Source organism: Bacteroidales bacterium, from assembly GCA_041671145.1.
Classification (GTDB): Bacteria; Bacteroidota; Bacteroidia; order Bacteroidales; family JAHJDW01; genus JAQUPB01.
Genome location: JBAZBZ010000020.1, coordinates 29,823 through 51,543, shown reverse-complemented (window position 1 = coordinate 51,543; position 21,721 = coordinate 29,823). Strand labels below are relative to the sequence as shown.

Genomic DNA, 21,721 nt, shown 5'->3' with positions numbered 1-21,721 from the left:
AGGTGCTGCCACTGCAGAAATAATTACCGAACCGCCTGTGATTGTTAATGTATCTATATGCTTATATTTTATACATGAGTTATCTGTAATTGTTACTGTATAAATGCCAGATGGAACATTAGAAATACAACTGGTAGTAGCTCCTGTATTCCATAAATAACTATACGGAGATGTCCCTCCGCTTATTACTTCCACACATGCCATTCCATTTGTGCATGTTCCTGACACAGTATCCTTAACGACTAATTGTTCACACACAATTGCGTCTGCAACAGTTATAAATCCTTTGCCGCCTACAATCAATCTGCTTAAAGATTGGTCTAATCTCACATCATAAACTTCACCGGAAATATTTGTTGCTATTGTGCTAACTGTATTGAATGTTGTTCCGTTGAAATTATAAACGTGCACTTTATTTTTACCACCAACATAAACATTGTTGCATTCATCTGCAGCAATTCCCATTCGCTCAAGTGCATTATATGATGCATCTGTAACAATACTGCCAAGTTCAATTCCATCTGCTTTTCTCCATGCTTTCACCGTCTTGCCATCATAGCTGAACAAGTAGTCGGTATTTACTGACAATGCATTGAATTTACAACTTGAAGTAATTGTTGCATTTAATATTATATTTAAAAATTTATTTTCAAAATTACCACTAAAAGCAGCGTATCCCGTTGGTACCAACCATGTTTCAGGGGCATCATAATTCGGAGCTAATGATTTCATCAGATGGTTATTCATATTAGCATCACTATTGCTAGTTAATAACATATAGGCATCACCATTAACATCCTGAACAACATCGGCAATATCATTATCAATTTTGGTGCTGGTATTAACATTTTTTTTCTGAATAGCCGCAATAGTTGTATCAAGTATTTGGCAATTGGTGGCTTCTTGCGTTCCTCCTCCAAACCCGTATAATTTATTTGTACAATTATTATAAAACATATTCCACATTTCGTTGTTTCCTGATATTAAATTATATGGACCTGACATAGCACCTGCAGAGTTCAGCTTTAATGCCTGCATTGTTGTTGTATTTGGGGGACCTTCATAATGTAATCCTTCCCCTTTAATAACTGTGCCGGAATGTCTTAATACTGTTGGTCGTGAATAAAAATAATTTACAATTGTATGCTCCCATGTAGCAACTGTTGTATAAGAATAAACCAGCGTTCCCGTAGGAGTATATTTGGCTATTCTATGCGGTCCCGGCCTGTAACCCGATACAAATACGTTTCCGAAATCGTCATAATCCACATTCAATGCAATATTGGCTCCTCCCCAGGGACCTGTTGTCCATGGGTCTACAACAATAGCTTCGAGCTTTGAGCTTTTAGCTTCGAGTTTGAATGAAACTGTATTTTCTTTTAGTTCAAAAGCTGATGCTACTGTTGTTCTGCTGCTTTCATAAAAGCTTTGTGGGGCGTGGTCGGTTATGTCGCCTGCTTCTGTTTTTATTATAATATTTCCTTCGTCATCTGTTTTTATTTTTTCCACATCACCGGTATAACTCATTTTTACAGCTCTCAGGTCTGCATTTGGCTGAACAAGCAGTGAATATTTTATTCCTCCTTTTTCGGGAATAACGTACTCTACATCTATTCCCGGATAAAGATTTTTGTAAACAAGTTTCTTATACCCTTTTGCTTTTACATTTTCATAGCCCTTTTCTCCAAAGGTGTAATATCCTTCGGATTGTTCGCTTACTTCAATGGTTGCATTGGGGTTACTGCCTTCCCATTGCATGTTTACAAAATAAGTTACTGTTTTGGCATTTGATTTTTCGCCATGTTCTATTTTTTTGAATTCTTTTTCGCTTGCATTTACGACTTTATTTAATTTGAACGTTACTCCTTGCTGAGTAAAGAAAATTCCCGAACCGCTATTTATAGCGTATTTTATAGCAGATGGTGTTTTTGCCCACGTGTTAAATTGTCCAAGGTTTTCCACGAAAACATTCACTTTGAATGGGTCAGAGCTTGTTGTCCATCCATGCTTTTGCGATTGTCCTTTTGCAATAAAGGATAGCAATAATAATGACGATATTATCACTAAACCTGAATAAAATTGATTGTTTCTCATTTTTTTATTGTTTAATTACTAAATTGCTAAAATTGTTAATTTTCTACATTATGGCAAGCAGATATCATTACAGCGAAACTCGTGAAGATTGCTGGTTTTCGTACCTCTTACTTCTGTATTTTATTATTTGTTTGTTAGCAAAATCAAAATAGTATCCAAGTGTTTTCTTAACTTTTAGATAAATTTTAAACTTTACTAATTCCTAAACATTTTATCATTAAGACATAAAATTGCGAGGAATAGTTGTAGGATAACAACCAAACTTTGTTTGCATTGCTCAATTAGGACAAAGCTAACAAGAAGTAATGAGCATTTTAAACTAGCATAAAAAGGGAATGGTATTTAAACACCAAACTAATCGGATAAGCAAAATAATTTGCTTTGCTTTGGTTTTAAGGCAATTAGAAGATAAGTATTAATTAAACCAGTTAACTAATGTTTGTTGTGATTTCCTTGTTTAAATTTGTCAATCTAAACAAAATCAGAAAGGAGTTAGAGTATTTTTATTGTTCTTTTGTAAAAAGAAGGAGTTATACCTGTGTACTTTTTGAAAGCATCAATAAAAACGCTTCTTGAATTGAAGCCAGCAAATTTAGCTATTGTTTCCAAAGTATATTTCTGACTTTCAGCATCAGACAGCAATCTTCTTGCCTCTTTAACCCTGTATTCATTTATAAAATTAGTGAAATTTTTGTTAAAAGTTTCATTAATTACATTTGAAATATAAAATCTGTTAGTATTTAACTTTTTTGAAAAATCATTTATGTTTAAATTAACATCAGTGTATAGTTTATCCCTTTCCATTACTTCAGTTATTTTATTTGCGAGTTCCTGCTTTTGCAAGTCGGTTAACGGCGAAGTCGAATATTTTTCTGCTTGTGGTTTTAGGTCATTTTCCGAAGAAGTTTCTTCAATGGTATTTGTATCGGCTATTAATTTATTTTCATTTATTAATTGAATTTGTTTTGATTTTAAAATTTCATTTTCCGATTTAACAATTTCAAGATTTTTAAAAGCTAAATTTTTGTCGGATTTTATTTTATTATTATAGAATACAACTGCAACAAGTATTAAAATAAACACCAGAACAATCGAAATAAATAAATTTACTCTCTTTTTGTATTTAGCATCATTTAATTGTTGCTGCGTATTTAACAATTTGATTTCTTTGTCTTTTCTTTCGGTTTCGTATTTAGTATTGATTTCTACAATTTGCTGATGGGTTTCTTTATTATACACCGAATCGTTTAAAGCATAATATTGCCTAAGATATTTATTGGAAGTTTTATAGTCGTTCATCTTTTCATATAAATCGGATATGTCTTTGTGATTTTTGATACTAAGGTTGCCGAATTTATTTATAGAATCTGTTATTGAAATGCTTTGTTTAAAATATTGCAATGCGATATTGTAGTTGCCGAGTTTTTTATAAATGTTTCCGAAATTATTCAGTAATCCGGCAACTAACTCATTACTTTTCTTATCCATTAAATCATATGATTTCTTATAATAATATAATGCTTTCTGAAAATCATCTTGTTTTTCATATACTTCCGCAATATTTCTATATATTGTGGATATAATACTTTTGCTTTTTAGTTCATTTTGTATATCCAGTATTCTTGTAAAATTTTTTAATGCTTCGCTGTATTTACCAATCTTTTTGTAAATTAAACCAATGTTATTCAAAACCATTGAAATGTCTTCTTTGTTTTTTAATTCTTCTGCTATTTTTAAAGCTCGTCGATAATATTTTAAGGCAGTTTCATTTTCATCCCATGCTGTATAAATATTCCCTATGTTATTTAGCACCATACTTATTTCTTTTTTCACCCCTAATTCATATAATATTGCTAAGGATTCCTGAAAATAATATTCCGCTTCCTTATATTGATTTTTATATTTATAAATATTCCCTATGTTGATTAACACTTTCGCTATGCTGGGTTTATCTTTCATCTCTTTGTATGTTTGCAGAGCTTTTTTACATCTTTTCATTGCCTCGTCGTAATTGTTCCATGTAATATATATGCTACCGGTATTAGCATTAATTTTAGCAATGCCCTTTTTATCGGCTTTTTGAACATAAATACTTAGTGCTCGCTCATAATAATTATTGGCTGCTTTAAGGTTTCCTATTCTATAATTAGTTAATCCTAAAATTCCTAAAGCATTTGCTTTTTCACTTATGTTACCTGTTTGCTCAGCTATTTTTAATGCTTCATTGGCGTATTTGAGAGCTGCTTCATAAGAAACATCAATATATTTTTCAGCAAGTTCGTTATATATCTTTGCTTTTCCTTTATTAACAGACGTTTTTAAAACCTGCCTCAAGCTGTCAATTGTTCTTGTTTGTTCTTTTGTGAATGGAACTTTTTCGGTTGCGATAGAAAAAGAAGTATGAAGTATGAGGTATGAAGTAAGAATTACAGCTGTTGTGAAAACAATTCTTTTCATTGTGAAATTATTTGAAATTCAAAAATAGGAAAAATTGAAATGAAGTATGAAGTAAGAAGTAGGATTTTTTTCATACCTTTTACTTCATAGTTCGGCGTTCGGTTTTTCTAATGGCTATTGACAACTGACTCGAAAAAATATCGAACACAGAATATCGAATGTCGAAGTTTTTTACCACCAACTGCTATTGCCAACTGCTACTTTTACCTTATGACGCTAACTCTACCAATAAACTCGTGCTTAGTTCCTTCAATTTCTTTTATAATTATTCTGTAAATATAAACACCTATCTGCACAATATCACCAGTATTATTAAATCTCCCGTTCCATGGGCTTTTAAAATCATGGGTTCTGTATATTTCTTCACCCCAGCGGTTAAATATAATCATAGTAAATTCATCGGGGTCAATCCGGTATCCCTGGGGAATGAATCCTTCATTGAGCAAATCTGAATTCGGACTAAAAGCATTAGGTATGTATACCGTAAAAATATCCTTAACAACAATGAGCTTGCATATATTGTCCTCACAATTTTTTGAGTCGGTAACTTTCAGGCAAACCGTATATGTGCCAACGTCTTTGTATGAATGCATTGGTGATCGTATGTTGGTAGTAGAATTATCATCATAAAAATCCCAATGCCATCTTATTATTGGCTGTCCACCCTGAGTAGAATGGTCATCAAAAAGAGCAGTGGTATTTTCAAAAATATCGAGTACAGCCGGAGTATATGTAAAATCGGCTTTAGGTCCTGATGTTTCGGATATTAGTGTTGTATTTGTTGCTTTGCAATTACCTTCAGATATTGTTACAGAGTATATATTATTATGAGATAAGCTATCTATTGTATTTATTGTATCCGATGTATTCCATAAATACTTATAATTATTTCCTCCTGAAGGCATGGCAGTTGCTGTTCCATCTGAATGCCCACAATGTTCGGGAGTAGTTACAATAGATACTAATAAAGGATTAATTTCCCCCACAATTGCGGTTTCCACAACAGTACAACTTTTGCTGTCTGTAACCGTTACTGTATATGTTCCTGTTGGTATATTGGTTGCTGTTTGCGAAGTTTGAGATGGAGTAGTACTCCAGATATATGTAAATCCCGGCGTTCCGCCCGAAGGATTTGCCGTTGCCGAACCATCGGGTTTTCCACAATTAGAAGCATTAGTTGTTGTAGTTACAGTAACAGGTGGCGAATTTCCAATTACTACATCGAAAGTGATGGAGCAATTAAGAGAATCAGTTATTGTTAAAGTATATGTTCCGGCAGGTAAATTAGTTGCTGTTGGGCTGGTTTCACTTCCGGGTGTATTCCATTTATAATTATAATGTATACCACCGCTCATAAAAGGTGTTCCTCCTGTAACTGCTATTGTTACTGTTCCATTTGGCAAACCACATGTTGCACTAATTTTATTTGTTATGCTCGCCTGCATTAATGGAGAAACAATAACAACAACTGAAGTTGTTCCCGTGCATCCCTTGCTGTCAGATATTGTTACAAAATAGGTTGTAGTTACAGCAGGACTTACTGTAATTGCAGAATTTGTCATTACACCAGGTGCCCAAGTGTACAAATAATTGGGAGTACCTCCATTTACGCTTGCCGTAAGAGTAGTACTGACACCATAACAAATTGCTGCATCAGCAACATTTACTATTGGATTTGTACTTACAAAAACTATAGCTGTGGCAGAGCCAGTACATCCGCTTGTTCCTGCCCCTGTTACAGAATAAGTAGTGATAGTAGTTGGACTTACATTTATTGATTGATTTGTTTCTGTAGTATTCCACGTATAGGTCTGTCCACCACTAACGCTAATAGTTGCGGTTGCTCCATTGCAAATTTCATCACCGATAGTCGAAAGAACTAATGTAGTACTTACCGCAACTGTGCATGAAGCCGTCCCCGTACAGCTGTTTACATCGGTTCCCGTAACATAATAAGTGGTGTTAGTAGTTGGGCTTACATTTATACTTGAGCCATTCTGAGGAGGAATGGTATTCCATGTGTAGTTATTTCCCCCGCTTGCCGTTATTATACCTGATGTTCCTATACATATTATATCTCCTGTAGCTGTTATTATTGGTAATGGATAAACTGTTACCACAGCTGACACAGTATTTGTGCATGTATTATTATCTGTTCCTGTTACAATATAAGTAGTAGTTATTGTCGGATTAACATTTATAACTGAACCCGTTTGAGTAGTGCTCCATGTGTATGAAGTTCCACCACTTGCTGTTATGTTAGTTGAAATTCCCTGACATATTGCACCACCTGTAGCTATAATTACAGGAGGAGAAAAAACCGTGACGACTGCTGAAGCAGTATTTGTGCATCCATTCCCATCTGTACTTGTCAAATAGTACGTGGTAGTATTAGTTGGATTGACATTTATGTTTGAGCCCGTTTGAGTGCTGCTCCATGTATATGAATTAGCCCCGCTCGCTGTTATGCTGGCGGACTTTCCCTGGCACATCGCATTGCCCGTAGTTGTGATTATAAGTAGAGGATAAATCGTGACGACTGCCGAACCGCTGCTCGTACATCCTCCTGCATCTGCCCCTGTAACAATATAAGTTGTACTTGTCGTTGGACTAACAATTATGCTTGAACCAGTTTGAGTAGGAACAGTGCTCCATGTGTAGGATACTCCTCCGCTTCCTGTTATTGTAGCCGAATTACCACTGCATATTGTAGAGTTATTTGCAGTTATAGTGGGAGGATTGTTAACTGTCACAATAGCAGTGTCTATTCCTTCATTAATACATAAAGAAAAGTTTGGAACACCCGTTACAATATAAGTAGTAGTTATTGTAGGCGTTATATTAATAGTGGTTGCAACTTGTCCTGTGCTCCAAGTATAATTACTGCCACCAGAAGCAGTAATACTAGTTGAAGAACCTGTACAAATTATTTTATCCGGACCAGCACTAATTGAAACAATATTGTTTAGTTTTACCCAGTAATCACAAATATCACCCGACAATCCATCTATCATTATATAATAATTTTTACCAACAGTCAATCCGGGTATTGTAATATTAGTAAGCCCCGGAGCAATTCCCGGAACTATATAAGCTGGATTAGTAGTTAACAAAACAAAGCTATTACAATTTGTTGCATCATAAACTGCAAATTGTACCCCAGGAGAAGCACCAGAACCAACACAGTTTGCAACAGTCAAATCTAAACTTACTGTAGTTGAAGCAGCTTGAAAAATCAACCATGAATTATTATCTAATGCTGCAGGAAAAACATTACAGGCAGCAGGAACTGATAAGTTTCTGTCGCACATGGTTCCGGGCAAGTCGCGGGAATACCAATAGCTTGTGTTTCCACAATAGTTCAAAACATTGCAAATTGGAGTTGCATTGCTACATGAATCTCCTGCCGGTTTATTTCCGCTACAACTACCTGGGGGACAACCAATAGCAATCCTGAATCCATATCCTCCTGTACTTGCAAGAGCAGATGTCCATTCAATAGTTAAATATTCCCCCGAAGAAACAACTACAGGCAAAGCCGGATATGATGCTGCAGTTGTGTATAATAAATTAGTATAATCATATAATAAAGAATTTCCTGTACCATTGCCATCATATACTTTTAAGTGGTCGGTATTTTTTATATCAACATGAGTAGTGCATACTGTAGTATAAGCAGGTGGTGTTCCCAAAGGCATTTGATTAAGAGTACGAAAAGAAAATTTCATTTTAGTATGGTTTGTTGAGTGCAAAACCACAACATAATGTTCGTTGGCAACATACCCCACAGGATTATCAGCTGCGGTAAAATTGCCACTTGAAGTAATTTCCATTCCTTCTATTAAATTAATGGTTGAGCCATTAATTGTACTTATTTTTTGACGGGTGCCATCTTGAGCATCAGTAAAAAGATATAAGAAAAGGCAGCAGATGAATATATATATATATTTCATTTTACCGTGCATTAAGATTTTTGCAATTTAATAATTATTAATTTAAAATAAGACAATTTTTTTTAATAAATAGTTGCAATTGACTTGTTTTTTTAAAAATGGAATTTTAAAATGAACTTCATAAAAACATAGATGTAAGTCATAAAATAATCGAAAACACTATACTTTCAGGATTTTTCCTCAGAGTATTTTTTCCATTTTTCTAAAACCGTTTTCATGTCGTCGGGTAAATCTGATGTGAAAAGTAATTTTTCTTTGCTTCTTGGGTGAGTAAAACCGAGCTCCTTAGCGTGTAATGCCTGTCGTGGAAGTATTTCGAAGCAATTTTCAACAAATTGCTTGTATTTTGAAAAAGTTGTTCCTTTTATAATTTTATTCCCTCCATAATCCTTATCGTTAAATAATGGATGACCTATATATTTGAAATGCGCTCTTATCTGATGAGTTCTGCCTGTTTCGAGTATACATTCAAGAAGAGTTACGTAATAAAATCGCTCTAAAACTTTATAGTGAGTAACTGAGGGTTTGCCGTAATCTCCTTCAGGAAATACATCCATTACTTTTCTGTTTTTCAAATTTCTTCCGATATGTCCGGTTATTGTTCCTTCATTTTCTTTAAAATCGCCCCATGCAAGTGCAAAATATTTCTTTTCAATATTTCTGTTGAAAAAATCTTTCGATAACTTTGAAAGTGCAAATTCATTCTTTGCTACAACCATTATTCCGCTTGTATCTTTATCGAGACGGTGAGCCAGCAAAGGTCTGATTTCGGAATTTTCAGATTGCATCAAATCTTTTAAGTGATAAGTGAGTGCGTTTACAAGAGTTCCGGAGTAATTTCCATATGCAGGATGCACAACCATTCCTGCATCTTTATTTACTATAATTATATCATCATCCTCGTAAACAATATTAATGGGAATATTTTGAGGAATTATTTCGATTTCACGCGGAGGAAATGAAAGAACAATTGATATCACATCATTCGGCTTTACCTTATGGCTTGATTTTACGGGTTTTCCATTTACAAGAATACTTTCGGCAGCAGCAGCATTCTGAATTTTATTTCTTGAAATATTTTCAATCCTGTTTGAAAGAAATTTATCAATTCTCAGCAAACTCTGACCTTTGTCAACAACAAAGTGATAATGCTCAAACAGTTCTTCTGGCTCTTCTTCAATAGAAAAGTTTTCAGTTTTCAGTTTACGGTTTTCAGTTTGTCCTATTTTTCTATTGTTGCGCACTAATTAATATTAATTAAATAATATTTATTCGATGATTTTTTTTGATTTTTTATTTTATAGTTGTTGTAATTTCAAATTGAGGTGGCGATTGTAGCTGCTTTTTAACTTTGCATACTGCCGCAGCATTTTTAATTGCTTCGATATGTTCTTTCGGAAAATCAGAAGGAAGTTGAATTTCAAAACTTATTTTGCTTGCGAGATGTGTTAATTTATCAAATTCGGTTTTCTGAATTATTTTAATTTTATCGGCAGGAATATTTCTTTTATCGCAATAAAATTTAATGAATATTCCCGAGCATGTTCCTAATGAAGCCAAAAACAATTCGTAAGGAGTCGGGGCAGTATTATCGCCACCTGCTTCCTGCGATTGGTCGGTGTTTACTATATGACCGTTAATATTTGCGTTTACTTTTTTGTTGTCGTTAAATGTAATTTCTATTTTCATAAAATATTATTAATTTAAAATGATTATATGAGAGATAACGCTATTTCACGTGTTTCCTTATCTGTATTAAAATAATCCTCAAGCGTGGGAATTTTTATAAATTTTATTTTTTGCATGCACTTTTCAATAATAACAGGCATTTGAAGAAATTCGATTTGAGCATTTAAAAATGCATCAACAACAATTTCGTTTGCCGCATTCATTATGCAAGGCATGTTACCGCCTGTTTTTATTGCCTCATAAGCAATTAAAATACTGCGAAAATTATTAACATCTGGTTTTTCAAAAGTAAATTCAGTGCAGTCGGAAAAGTTAAATCGTTTTAAATTTGATTTTAATCTTTGCGGGTAGCCCAAAGCATATTGAATCGGCAACTTCATGTCAGGCATACTGAGCTGGGCTTTCATCGAGCCGTCTTCAAACTGAACTATAGAATGTATTATTGATTGAGGATGAATTATAACATCAATCTGTTCGGGATTAAGTCCGAACAACCATTTTGCTTCAATTACTTCAAGTCCTTTATTCATGAGTGTTGCGGAATCAATGGTTATTTTATTTCCCATATTCCATACAGGATGTTTAAGTGCATCTTCTTTTTTCACTGAAGAAAGAAATTTTTTATCCTTGCCTCTGAAAGGACCGCCGGAAGCAGTTAAATAAATTTTTTCTATTTTATTGTGAAATTCTCCTGCCAGACATTGAAAAATAGCGGAATGTTCCGAGTCAACAGGAAAAATATTAACTCCTTTTTCTTTTGCTGTTTTTGTGATAAGTTCTCCTGCAACAACAAGTGTTTCTTTATTTGCAAGAGCAATTGTTTTTCCTGCGTTGATTGCATTAATTGTGGACTTCAGTCCCGAAAAACCAACAACTGCTGAAAGTACAATATCTATTGTATCCATTTCGACCACCTGTGACAATGCTTCTGCACCCGTAAAAACTTTTATTCCGTTAGCAAACAATGCTTCAGAAACTTTCTTGTACTTGCTTTCATCACCGACAACCACACAATTTGGTTTAAAAATAAGTGATTGCTTGATTAATAAATCTGCATTGTTTTGTGCTGTAAGAACCTCAACTTCAAATTTATCTTCATGTTCTGAAATTACTTCCAACGCCTGTGTTCCAATCGAGCCCGTAGAACCTAATATCGCTATTTTTCTTTTGTTATTCATTTTTTTAATATTACACAGAAAACCACAGAGTTTAAAATTTATACTTTATTATCTTTAAATAATCTTTATTTATAATTTCCATTTTAAAATATCGAACACCGAATAATGAATGTCGAATTTCAAAGTTTTTAAATTATTAGCACAAACAACGAAATACCGAAACTTTAAACTTATTTTTTAAAATACGATGTAATCTCTCGGATTTATCGGATAACCGTTGTACCATAATTCAAAATGCAAATGCGGTCCCGATGTTAATTCACCCGAATTTCCTATTATAGCAATTGCTTCGCCTGCTTTAACATAAGTTCCTGTTTTTTTTAAAATAACCGAATTGTGTTTATAAATTGAAATAAGATTATTTGAATGTTGTAAAGCAATAACATAGCCAGTTTCGAGAGTCCAGCCGGTAAAAATAACTGTTCCGCTTAATGTTGCTTTTATTGATTCATCTTTATTTGGTGAAACAATATCAATTCCGTAATGTTTGTTTGTCGGATTAAATCCGTTGGTCAGCAATCCCTTTAAAGGGCAAAAAAAGAAAAAATTACTTATTCCGTTTGAACTTGCAGAGGGTTCGTTATCTTCCAGATTATATTGTTCCTGTTGGTTGAACTCTGTTCTGAGCATTGAATCTTCTTTTGACTTTGTAATATTTATATTACTGTAATTGCTTTTTGACACGGGCTTAGGGGAAATCTGATTTTCAGTATCTTTTCCCAATGTTATTTTTTTTATCATGTCAATGTATTGCTGTCTTTCCCTGACAACTTCTTCAAGTGAATCGGTTTTTACGATAAAAGCAATTTGTTTTGAGCGGGCGGCCGGGTCGGAAGAATATCCGGGAATATATTCTTTAAGTGGTGAAAATGCAATAACATATGTAGTAACAAATAAAATCATAATAATTGCAATGCCAAAAACTATAAAAACATTCAACCTTGATAATCTCAATGACACTTTTTCTTCAAAAGTACTGTCATTCATAATAACAAGCCGGTATTTCTTATTTAGAAACTTTTGAAATTTATTTTTATTGCTTTCGTAAATAGACATTTAGTTTCCTGTTTTCAGTTTCAAGTTCTCTGTTAATTGCCGCACTAATGACAAATGACTATTGGCTAATGACTGTTATTCGTAAATGTTTTTTAAACAATTCAACTCATTTTATTTACAAACCTACATTAATTTTACCAAATTCAAAAACGTTTAAAGTAATTTTTGTTCACATAATATATAAATGGAATGGTATTTTTTTTATTTTTACTTAAAATAAAATATTTTTGCAAGCTTTCAGTTAATGTAATAAAGTAAAGAATTTTAAAAATATTGAGAAATAAAATTAAAATAAAATTTTTCAGATATTTGTTTTATGCAGCAATTGCTACTATTGTAGCTTGCTCTACAAAAAAACATACTTTCACACATCGTGTTTATCATAATTTAACGTCTCATTACAACGCTTACTTCAACGGAAATGAAAGTTTAAAAGAAGGAATTGCCACAATAGAAAAAGCACATGTTGATAATTACGATAAAATACTCCCTGTTTTCAAATATGGCACTGAGAATGATGCGAAAGCAATATATCCGCAAATGGACAGGGCAATTCAAAAGGCATCGGTTGTTATTCAGCGGCATTCTATTTTTATAAAAAACGTAGAGTATTGCAATTGGATTGATGACAGTTATATGCTTATGGGCAAAGCCGACTTTTATAAGAGAGATTATTATCCGGCAATAGAAATTTTTGAATTTGTAATAAAGCAATATAAGGACGAGCCGATAAGATTTGAAGCAATGGTTTGGCTCGCACGTTGCTATATCGAATTAAAAAGATTTTCTGATGCACAGAATATTTTCAATATTCTTGATGAAACAAAAAACAAATCCAAAATACCGGAAAAGCTTAAAAAAGACATTAATGCTACAATTGCCGATTTTCAAATTAAAATAAGTAATAGTTCTGGTGCAATTGAGCCTCTCGCTGCTGCTATTTCTGAAACACGAAAGAAAAAAGTAAGAGCACGATATACATTTATTCTTGCCCAGTTGCTTGAAAAAGCCGAAGACAATGAAAAATCATTTCAGTTATACAACAGGGTACTTAAAATGAATCCTGCTTACGAGATGGAATTCAATACCAAAATTAATCTTGCAAGATTGACCAATGTTAATTCACAACATGGTGAAGAAGTAAAAAAACAACTTCTTAAAATGACTAAAGACCGCAAGAATAAAGATTATTTTGATAAAATATATTTTGTACTTGCCGATATTTCCCTGAAGGAAAAAAATATTCCGCAGGCAATAGAATATCTGAAATTGTCAGCAAAATTAAGCACTACAAACACTTCACAAAAAGCACTTTCATTTTTAAAACTTGCTGAACTTACATTCCAGCAGATGAATTATGAGGAATCGCAAATGTACTACGATAGTACTGTTGCCTTTATTACAAAAGATTATCCGGGTTATGAAAATATTTTATTTCTAAAAAATACTTTGACTGATTTGGTGCAGAACATAAAAACCGTTCAGCTTGAGGATAGTGTTCAAAAACTATCGAGAATGACACCAAAACAAATAGAGGATGTCATTAACAAAATCATTCAGAAAATTATTGATGAAGAAGAAGCTAAAAGGCAAGCCGATTTACTTCAGCAGCAAAACATAGCAATGAACAGCAATTTTTCCGGAAATTCAAATAATCCGGCAAACATGAATACTGCACCTGCTGCAAACCAATGGTATTTCTATAATCCTTCGGCTATTAGTTTTGGTTCTAATGAATTTATAAAAAAATGGGGAAACAGAAAACTTGAGGACAACTGGCGGCGGGCAAATAAGGAAAGCGTTATGGAATTCGAAACCGATACATCGCAAGCTGCAAAGGATACAAGTAGTATAAAAAATGCTCCCGTCAATTTAAAGGATAAGAATTATTATCTGAAAAACATTCCTTTTACTGCCGAGCAAATTAAAAAGTCAAACGAAAAGTTAGTAGAAGCATTTTATGCTCTTGGCGTTATATATAAAGAAAAGCTGAACGATTACAATAAATCCGTTGAATCATTCACTGAATTATTAAAAAGATTTCCGGAATGTAAATATGAATTAAATTCATATTATTATTTGTATCGTGACTACACTGAGTTAAATGAGCAACCAAAAGTAACTTATTATAAGAATTTAATTTTAACAAAATTCCCGAACAGTGATTTTGCTGCCATAATTAAAGACCCTAACTATAAAAGAGCATCAGAAGAAACTAATTCTAAAGTTGCCGGATTTTATAAAGAAACTTATGAGGCATTCACAAATGGCTTGTACTTTAAGGTAATTGAAAATCAGAAAACATTTGATTCTTTATATAAAAATAGTGAATATGCTCCCAAGTTTGCTTATCTGAAAGCAATATCAATAGGAAAAACACAGGATACAGCAAGTTTCAAATCGGCATTAACTTATGTTATAAAAAACTATGCAAACAGCGAAGTGGCAAAACTTGCTCAAAGAGTTCTTGATTATTGCAATGGTAAAACTACTGCTGCTTCAGGCAATACAAATACCAGCGCAAACGACAGTTTGCTGAAAAAATATATTTACGAGCCGCAGGCAATTCACATATATGCCGCCATTATACCCATTATGAAAGCGGATATTAATGTTATTAAAGATTCACTTGCAAATTTTAATGCAAAATATTTCGGATTAGAAAAGCTTCAGATAAATAATATTTATATTACAGACAAGGAACAGATTATTACGGTTACCAATTTTAAAGATAAAGACAGAGGAATGAATTATTTTAAAACCGTTGTGTTAAATGAAAATAAAATTTTCGGAAAACTACAAGATAACCAATATAAGCATTTCGTGATTTCCGACAAGAACTATCCAGTTTTGTATAGAGACAAATCCATAGATTTATATTTGCTTTTCTTTGGTGAAAAATATCTGAAGTAGGGAACTCAGTTTTCAGTTAGTTACAATTTCAATTTTTCAGGAACAAACAAACTTACGTCTCCACCGTTTCTAAGAATTTCGCGAACTATAGTAGAATTAAGAGCCGAGTATTCCTGTTCGGCAAGAAGAAAAACAGTTTCAATTTCGGGATACATTGCTTTATTCAGATGAGCTATTCCTCTTTCAAATTCAAAATCCGCAGAAATACGCAGCCCCCTCAGAATATATTTTGCATTTACTTTTTTGCAGTATTCAACAGTAAGCCCCGAATACTTATCAACAACAATTTTGTTTTCTCCACGAAATACTTGTTTCATATGGACTTCGCGTTGCTCTGGAGTGAAGTAAAATGTTTTTTCAGAATTAATTCCTATTGCAATTATTATTTTGTCGAATATTGGCAATGCCCGCCTTACAATTGATTCGTGTCCTTTTGTTATCGGGTCGAAAGAGCCGGGAAAAACTGCAATTTTGTTCATAGTAATTCAGTTTAAAAATTCTATTGATGCAAAGTTACAATGTTAATTTTTAAAAAACTAAAATTTGATTTTCATAATAAAACTTCCATATTGTATTTCGCAGAAATTTTAACAGCAATTTAACAATTAAACATTTTTTAAGTACCCGATAGCTATCGGGATGAAGTACTTTCACAAAACCACAAATAAATTACTTCTGAATTTTTGCCCACGTGTCTTTCAATGTAGCAGTTCTGTTAAAAACAAGTTTGTCACTTTTCGAATCTTTATCAACGCAGAAATAACCTATTCTTTCAAACTGATATTTTTCCATTGGCTTAGCATTTTTCAATGATGGCTCAACAAATGCTTTTACTATTTTCAATGAATTGGGGTTTATATTTGTTTTATAATCTTTCCCTTCTTCAACATCATCAGAATTTTCTTTTATGAATAATCTGTCGTAAAGATGGACTTCAGCTTCAATGCAATTGGCAAGTGATACCCAATGAAGTGTTCCCTGCACCTTTCTTCCATCAGGAGAATTACCGCCTTTAGAAGCAGGGTCGTAGGTGCAATGAATTTCAATTATTTCTCCGTCAGGGGCTTTAATAACATCGGTGCATTTAATAAAATAAGCATACCTCAACCTAACTTCCTGTCCCGGTGATAAGCGAAAATATTTTTTCGTTGGGATTTCCATGAAATCTTCTTTTTCAATATAAATGGTTTTTGAAAAAGGAACTTTGCGGATTCCTGCTTTTTCATCTTCGGGATTATTAATTGCATCAAGCTCTTCGGTTTTATTATCAGGATAATTTGTAATAACAACTTTTAGCGGATTAATAACACAGAGCACACGCATTGCCCTTTTATTCAGGTCTTCTCTAACACAATGTTCGAGCAAGGCAACATCAATAACATTTTCTCTTTTAGCGACTCCGATAATATCAGCAAAATTTCTAATGGATTCCGGAGTATAGCCGCGTCGTCTAAGTCCCGATATTGTTGGCATTCGCGGGTCATCCCAGCCATTCACATAACCTTCTTCAACAAGTTCGAGCAATCGTCTTTTGCTCATTACTGTGTAATTCATGTTTAATCTTGCAAATTCTATTTGTTGAGGTGCAAAAATTTCAAGTTCTTTTATAAACCAATCGTATAAGGGACGATGGACTTCAAATTCAAGTGTGCAGATTGAATGAGTTATATTTTCTATTGAGTCGCATTGTCCGTGAGCAAAATCATACATAGGATAAATGCACCATTTGTCTCCTGTTCGGTGATGTTCGGAATGTATGATGCGATATAAAACAGGGTCGCGCATTTGCATGTTCGGAGAATCCATACCAATTTTTGCGCGCAAAGTTTTTTCGCCGTCTTTGAATTCGCCGTTTTTCATTCGCTGAAATAAATCAATATTTTCTTCAACAGAACGGTTTCTGAAAGGACTTTCTTTTCCTGGTTTTTGGGGAGTACCTCTGTTTGCTGAAATATCCTCAGCATTCATTTCGCAAATGTATGCTTTTCCTTTTTTTATAAGTTTCACAGCATATTCGTACAAAGTGTCAAAATAATCGGAAGCATAATATTCTCTATTAGCCCAGTCAAATCCGAGCCAGCGGACATCTTCCTTGATTGAATCAACATATTCAACACTTTCTTTTGTGGGATTTGTATCGTCAAATCGCAGATTGCAAAGACCGTTATATTTTTTCGCCAAACCGAAATTCAGGCAAATTGATTTTGCATGACCTATGTGCAGGTATCCATTGGGTTCGGGTGGAAACCTTGTATGTACATTATCTCCGTTTTTTTTATTTCTGATATCTTCTTCAATTATATTTTCGATAAAATTAAGAGGAGTTTTTATTTCCTTGTTATTTCCACTATTCACAATATCCATAAAAATAATTTTATTTAAAAAGCATATTGCAAAAATAAGTATTTTGAAATTTATTCGGAGTTAAATTTTATTAAAATAAAAAATCACTTAAGTTTCCTCATAAAATAATTTTAATTATTTTTTTCTTTTATACTAATGTTTAGAAAGAACAATCAAATTGAAACATAAACAGGGGACACTAATAACACAGATACGATTGATTTTCACTGATTTTTTTTGTGTATCTGTGTGCAATTGTATAAATCTAATTTAACAAAAACATTTAATTTAAAGAAAACCAAAAAAATAATTTAATTTTGAACCTTAAACATTAAACTTTAAACTATTTTGCTATGGGATTTATACAAATTGAAGGAATGGAGTTCTTCGCATATCACGGATGTTTTGAGGAAGAACAAATAATCGGCAACAAATTCATAGTTGATATTTCTATTGAAACCGATTTATCCGAAGCCGCCGATACCGATGATTTGAACAAAACAATAAACTATCAGGAAGTTTATAATATCATAAAAAAAGAAATGGAAATAAAATCCAAACTTCTTGAAAATGTTGCCAACAGGATAATTAAAAAAATAAATTCGAAATTTCTTTCAATAAAAAAAGTTGAAATTAAAATTTCAAAAATAAATCCGCAGCTTGGTGGTAAAACAAATAAAGTTTCCGTTCAACTATCATCCAATAACAAATGACAAAAAAAACAATAAATATTTTGATTTGGGTTGTGATTTTTGCAATTGCCATGGGTTTGCTCGAAACTGCCGTTGTGATTTATTTGCGCAAAATATATTATCCCGATGGTTTTAATTTTCCATTGAGAATATTCGAAAAAGATATTTTAATAGTTGAATTGTCACGGGAAATAGCAACCATTATAATGTTGTTGTCAATAGGGATTTTAGCAGGAAGAACAAAACTTGAAAAGTTTGCTTTCTTTTTATTTTCATTTGCAATTTGGGATATTTTCTATTATGTGTTTTTGAAAATTTTTATAAACTGGCCTGAATCTTTGTTTACATGGGATATTTTATTTCTAATTCCGACAGTGTGGATAGGTCCTGTTATCGCTCCATGTATAAATTCGCTCACAATGCTCATTCTTGCAATTTTAATTATTTATTTTACCGATAAAAATATAAAATCAAAATTTGGTTTTACGGTTTGGGCTTTATTAATTATTGGCTCATTAATAATTATTTTTGTTTTTATACAGGATTACACGGCTTATATGACAAGTCATTTCACATTTTCACAACTTCTGAAACAGGAAAATGAAAAAGAAATAATTAAAATTGCTTCAAAATATATCCCCGTGAAATTTAATTGGGCTCTTTTTTTTATAGGAGTTGCAATGCACTTATCGGCGATTCTGGTTTATTATAAAAGTACTTCGAGTACTTCAAATACTTCAAGTACTTAAAGTTAAAAAAATGCAAAATTAAATTACCATTCACAAATCATATATAGTGTTAAGTTAAACTATGTTGTGTTGTATTTAATGAAGCTGGAAGTTGGATGTTAGATGTTTGACGCTTCCGATTTTTCTAACTTCCAGCATCAAACTTCTAACTTCTTTTTTACGCCATTTTATTGTTAACATAACAATAGTAACTCTGTACTATACATTAAAAATACAAAACCCCGAAATTTTAAGCTATTTTCCAATTTTCCCTCATTTTATATTGCATGTCTTCTGTTTTCATACAAATAAAAAAGGATTACATTCCCAGAAAAATATAATATTTGGGGATTTGGTTGTTTAAAATTACTATATTTGCAGGAAAATAAAAAAAACAATGATTAAGAGAATCTTACAACAGGTAATAGAAAACAAGATAAATAAAGGTAAAGCTATAATATTGCTTGGACCAAGGCAAACCGGAAAAACAACTTTACTCAAAATAATCGCAGAAAAACATAAACCATATTTATTTTTAGATGGAGATGACCCCACTGTACGTAATATTTTGAATACACCAAATACAGGACAGCTCAGAAATTTAATTGGAAATCACAAAATGGTTTTTATTGACGAAGCTCAGCGTATCAATAATATCGGAATAACTCTTAAAATTATTACTGATCAGTTAAAAGGCATTCAACTCCTTGTTAGTGGCTCGTCTGCTCTGGAAATAAACCATACAATGAATGAGCCGCTTACCGGACGTAAGTGGGAATACCTTTTATATCCTATAAGTTGGCAGGAATTAGAAAACAATATCGGTTATTTATCTGCAATTCAAATATTGGAGCAGCGACTTTTGTTTGGAATGTATCCGGATGTTATCAATAATAATGGTGAAGAAAAAGAAATATTGAAACATTTATTAAGCAGTTATTTATATAAAGATGTTTTAGAATATGGCGGTATAAAAAAACCCGAAATAATTGATAATTTATTGCAGGCATTAGCATTTCAGGTAGGAAATGAGGTTTCTTATAATGAACTTTCGCAGTTATTAAATATAGATAGAAAAACTGTCGGCACTTATATAGATTTACTTGAAAAAGCATTCATAGTTTTCAAACTCCATTCATTCAGCCGGAATTTACGTAATGAAATAAAAACTAATAAAAAAGTTTATTTTTATGACAATGGTGTAAGAAATATGTTAATCGGTAATTTTCAGCCTATCTCACAAAGATTTGACAAAGGTGCTATTTGGGAAAATTTCTTAATAAGTGAAAGAAAAAAACACATTGAATATAGCCAATCTTATGCTAAAATGTACTTCTGGAGAACAGCGCAACAACAGGAAATTGATTATATCGAAGAAAAAGATGGCATAATTAAAGGTTATGAATTTAAGTGGGAAGCCATACGGAAAGTCAAAATACCTAAATTGTTTATTCAAAGTTATAATGCTGATGTTTTCGTAATTGATAAAAATAATTTCATAAAGTTTATTGGATTTAAAGATACCTCGAATAAAATGAAAATTTAATAAATCCCCAATAAATTCTTTTTATCATCGGAGCTGCATTAAATTTATCTGCGATATTGATATATTATAAAAGTACTTCGAGTACTTCTTATTTTTTTCTGTTCTTCGAAAATTAAATTATTTTTGCAAAAAAAAATAAAAATGACGACTCAGGAATTAAATGACATTTGCGTTCAGGTAAGACGCGATATTCTCAGAATGACTTACGAAGCACAATCAGGACATCCGGGCGGTTCGCTTGGTTGCGTTGAATTTTTTACTGCTCTATATTTTAAATTTTTAAATCATAATCCGAAGAAATTTTCGATGGACGGAATAAATGAAGATTTATTTTTTCTGTCGAACGGTCATATTTCACCTGTTTGGTACAGCGTTCTGGCACGTGCCGGATATTTTGAAATAAATAAATTATCAACATACAGAAAACTCGGTTCGCAATTGCAGGGACACCCAACAACCGACAAAAAACTAAACGGAATACGAATTTCTTCAGGTTCACTCGGGCAAGGATTATCGGCTGCAATTGGCGCTGCATTGACAAAAAAACTCAACAACGACAAGTCCATTGTGTATTGCCTCACTGGTGATGGCGAATTGCAGGAAGGTCAGATTTGGGAAGCAGCAATGTTTGCCTCCGCAAAAAAAGTTGATAATATTATTGTAACAGTTGATAATAACAAATTACAAATTGACGGCTCAACAGATAATGTGTGTTCTCTTGGTAATTTAAATGATAAATGGAAAACATTCGGCTGGCATGTTATTGAAGCGGAAAATGGCAATAATATCGAATGTGTGATTTCAAAACTGCAAGAAGCAAAACTACAAACCAATAAAGGAATTCCGGTTGTCATATTGCTTAAAACAATTATGGGGAAAGGAATTGATTTCATGGAAAACAACCACAAATGGCACGGAACTCCACCAAACAAAGAACAATTTGAAAAAGCTATTGTTCAGTTAAAGGAAACGCTTGGGGATTTCTAAAAAAAAGTACAAAGCAAGACATTTTGAATTGTTTAATATTTTTGTTCCATAAATCATTAGCGTTTTATTTTAGCAACTAAACAAT

General features: G+C 32.7%; 14 protein-coding genes. 5 read left to right on the top strand and 9 right to left on the bottom strand.

Annotation, left to right across the window (positions count from 1 at the left end):
• From WC223_08065 to WC223_08035, 7 genes are all read right to left on the bottom strand, one after another.
• On the bottom strand, positions 1-2,094 hold a 2,094-nt coding region (locus tag WC223_08065), incomplete at its 3' end, for a hypothetical protein (protein MFA6924198.1).
• A 492-nt stretch (positions 2,095-2,586) separates the two neighbouring features.
• Positions 2,587-4,551: an AraC family transcriptional regulator gene (locus WC223_08060; protein MFA6924197.1), complete on the bottom strand. Its 1,965-nt coding sequence runs from the start codon at positions 4,549-4,551 to the stop codon at positions 2,587-2,589.
• Between the two features lie 203 nt (positions 4,552-4,754).
• Positions 4,755-8,504 (bottom strand): gliding motility-associated C-terminal domain-containing protein, encoded by a 3,750-nt coding sequence (locus WC223_08055; protein MFA6924196.1) that lies wholly within the window; start codon positions 8,502-8,504, stop codon positions 4,755-4,757.
• Between the two features lie 167 nt (positions 8,505-8,671).
• A complete protein-coding gene (locus tag WC223_08050) occupies positions 8,672-9,706 on the bottom strand; it encodes an RluA family pseudouridine synthase (protein ID MFA6924195.1) in 1,035 nt (344 codons plus the stop codon).
• A gap of 91 nt (positions 9,707-9,797) precedes the next feature.
• Entirely contained in the window at positions 9,798-10,193 is a 396-nt protein-coding gene (locus WC223_08045; GenBank protein MFA6924194.1) for an OsmC family protein, read from the bottom strand.
• A gap of 23 nt (positions 10,194-10,216) precedes the next feature.
• A complete protein-coding gene (locus WC223_08040) occupies positions 10,217-11,371 on the bottom strand; it encodes a 1-deoxy-D-xylulose-5-phosphate reductoisomerase (protein MFA6924193.1) in 1,155 nt (384 codons plus the stop codon).
• A gap of 177 nt (positions 11,372-11,548) precedes the next feature.
• On the bottom strand, positions 11,549-12,427 hold the full coding sequence (locus tag WC223_08035; GenBank protein ID MFA6924192.1) for a M23 family metallopeptidase: 879 nt from the start codon (positions 12,425-12,427) through the stop codon (positions 11,549-11,551).
• Between the two features lie 273 nt (positions 12,428-12,700).
• On the opposite strand from WC223_08035, the gene WC223_08030 reads away from it, so the two are divergent.
• A complete protein-coding gene (locus WC223_08030) occupies positions 12,701-15,340 on the top strand; it encodes a tetratricopeptide repeat protein (protein MFA6924191.1) in 2,640 nt (879 codons plus the stop codon).
• A 20-nt stretch (positions 15,341-15,360) separates the two neighbouring features.
• Here WC223_08030 and coaD read toward each other — a convergent pair whose 3' ends face one another.
• Positions 15,361-15,819: a pantetheine-phosphate adenylyltransferase gene (gene coaD, locus WC223_08025; protein MFA6924190.1), complete on the bottom strand. Its 459-nt coding sequence runs from the start codon at positions 15,817-15,819 to the stop codon at positions 15,361-15,363.
• Between the two features lie 190 nt (positions 15,820-16,009).
• Positions 16,010-17,704: a glutamine--tRNA ligase/YqeY domain fusion protein gene (locus WC223_08020; GenBank protein MFA6924189.1), complete on the bottom strand. Its 1,695-nt coding sequence runs from the start codon at positions 17,702-17,704 to the stop codon at positions 16,010-16,012.
• A gap of 332 nt (positions 17,705-18,036) precedes the next feature.
• Between WC223_08020 and folB the strand changes: the two genes are divergently transcribed.
• The 4 genes from folB (at position 18,037) to WC223_08000 (ending at position 21,636) form a co-directional block, all read left to right on the top strand.
• Entirely contained in the window at positions 18,037-18,396 is a 360-nt protein-coding gene (gene folB, locus WC223_08015; GenBank protein MFA6924188.1) for a dihydroneopterin aldolase, read from the top strand.
• Positions 18,393-19,124 (top strand): hypothetical protein, encoded by a 732-nt coding sequence (locus tag WC223_08010; GenBank protein MFA6924187.1) that lies wholly within the window; start codon positions 18,393-18,395, stop codon positions 19,122-19,124. The genes folB and WC223_08010 overlap by 4 nt, the downstream gene beginning before the upstream one ends.
• Positions 19,125-19,500: 376 nt before the next feature.
• Positions 19,501-20,649 carry an ATP-binding protein gene (locus tag WC223_08005; protein MFA6924186.1) on the top strand — a complete coding sequence of 383 codons (1,149 nt, stop codon included), beginning with the start codon at positions 19,501-19,503 and terminating at the stop codon, positions 20,647-20,649.
• 141 nt (positions 20,650-20,790) lie between these two features.
• Positions 20,791-21,636 (top strand): transketolase, encoded by an 846-nt coding sequence (locus tag WC223_08000; GenBank protein ID MFA6924185.1) that lies wholly within the window; start codon positions 20,791-20,793, stop codon positions 21,634-21,636.
• Positions 21,637-21,721 lie beyond the last annotated feature (85 nt).

What these genes read in the sequence shown, in the direction of transcription:
- WC223_08040 (MFA6924193.1), bottom strand. Translation starts at nt 11,371, where the DNA reads ATGAATAACAAAAGAAAAATAGCGATATTAGGTTCTACGGGCTCGATT.
- WC223_08005 (MFA6924186.1), top strand. Translation starts at nt 19,501, where the DNA reads ATGATTAAGAGAATCTTACAACAGGTAATAGAAAACAAGATAAATAAA.
- WC223_08060 (MFA6924197.1), bottom strand. Translation starts at nt 4,551, where the DNA reads ATGAAAAGAATTGTTTTCACAACAGCTGTAATTCTTACTTCATACCTC.
- WC223_08035 (MFA6924192.1), bottom strand. Translation starts at nt 12,427, where the DNA reads ATGTCTATTTACGAAAGCAATAAAAATAAATTTCAAAAGTTTCTAAAT.
- WC223_08000 (MFA6924185.1), top strand. Translation starts at nt 20,791, where the DNA reads ATGACGACTCAGGAATTAAATGACATTTGCGTTCAGGTAAGACGCGAT.
- WC223_08055 (MFA6924196.1), bottom strand. Translation starts at nt 8,504, where the DNA reads ATGAAATATATATATATATTCATCTGCTGCCTTTTCTTATATCTTTTT.
- WC223_08010 (MFA6924187.1), top strand. Translation starts at nt 18,393, where the DNA reads ATGACAAAAAAAACAATAAATATTTTGATTTGGGTTGTGATTTTTGCA.
- WC223_08020 (MFA6924189.1), bottom strand. Translation starts at nt 17,704, where the DNA reads ATGGATATTGTGAATAGTGGAAATAACAAGGAAATAAAAACTCCTCTT.
- coaD (MFA6924190.1), bottom strand. Translation starts at nt 15,819, where the DNA reads ATGAACAAAATTGCAGTTTTTCCCGGCTCTTTCGACCCGATAACAAAA.
- WC223_08045 (MFA6924194.1), bottom strand. Translation starts at nt 10,193, where the DNA reads ATGAAAATAGAAATTACATTTAACGACAACAAAAAAGTAAACGCAAAT.
- folB (MFA6924188.1), top strand. Translation starts at nt 18,037, where the DNA reads ATGGGATTTATACAAATTGAAGGAATGGAGTTCTTCGCATATCACGGA.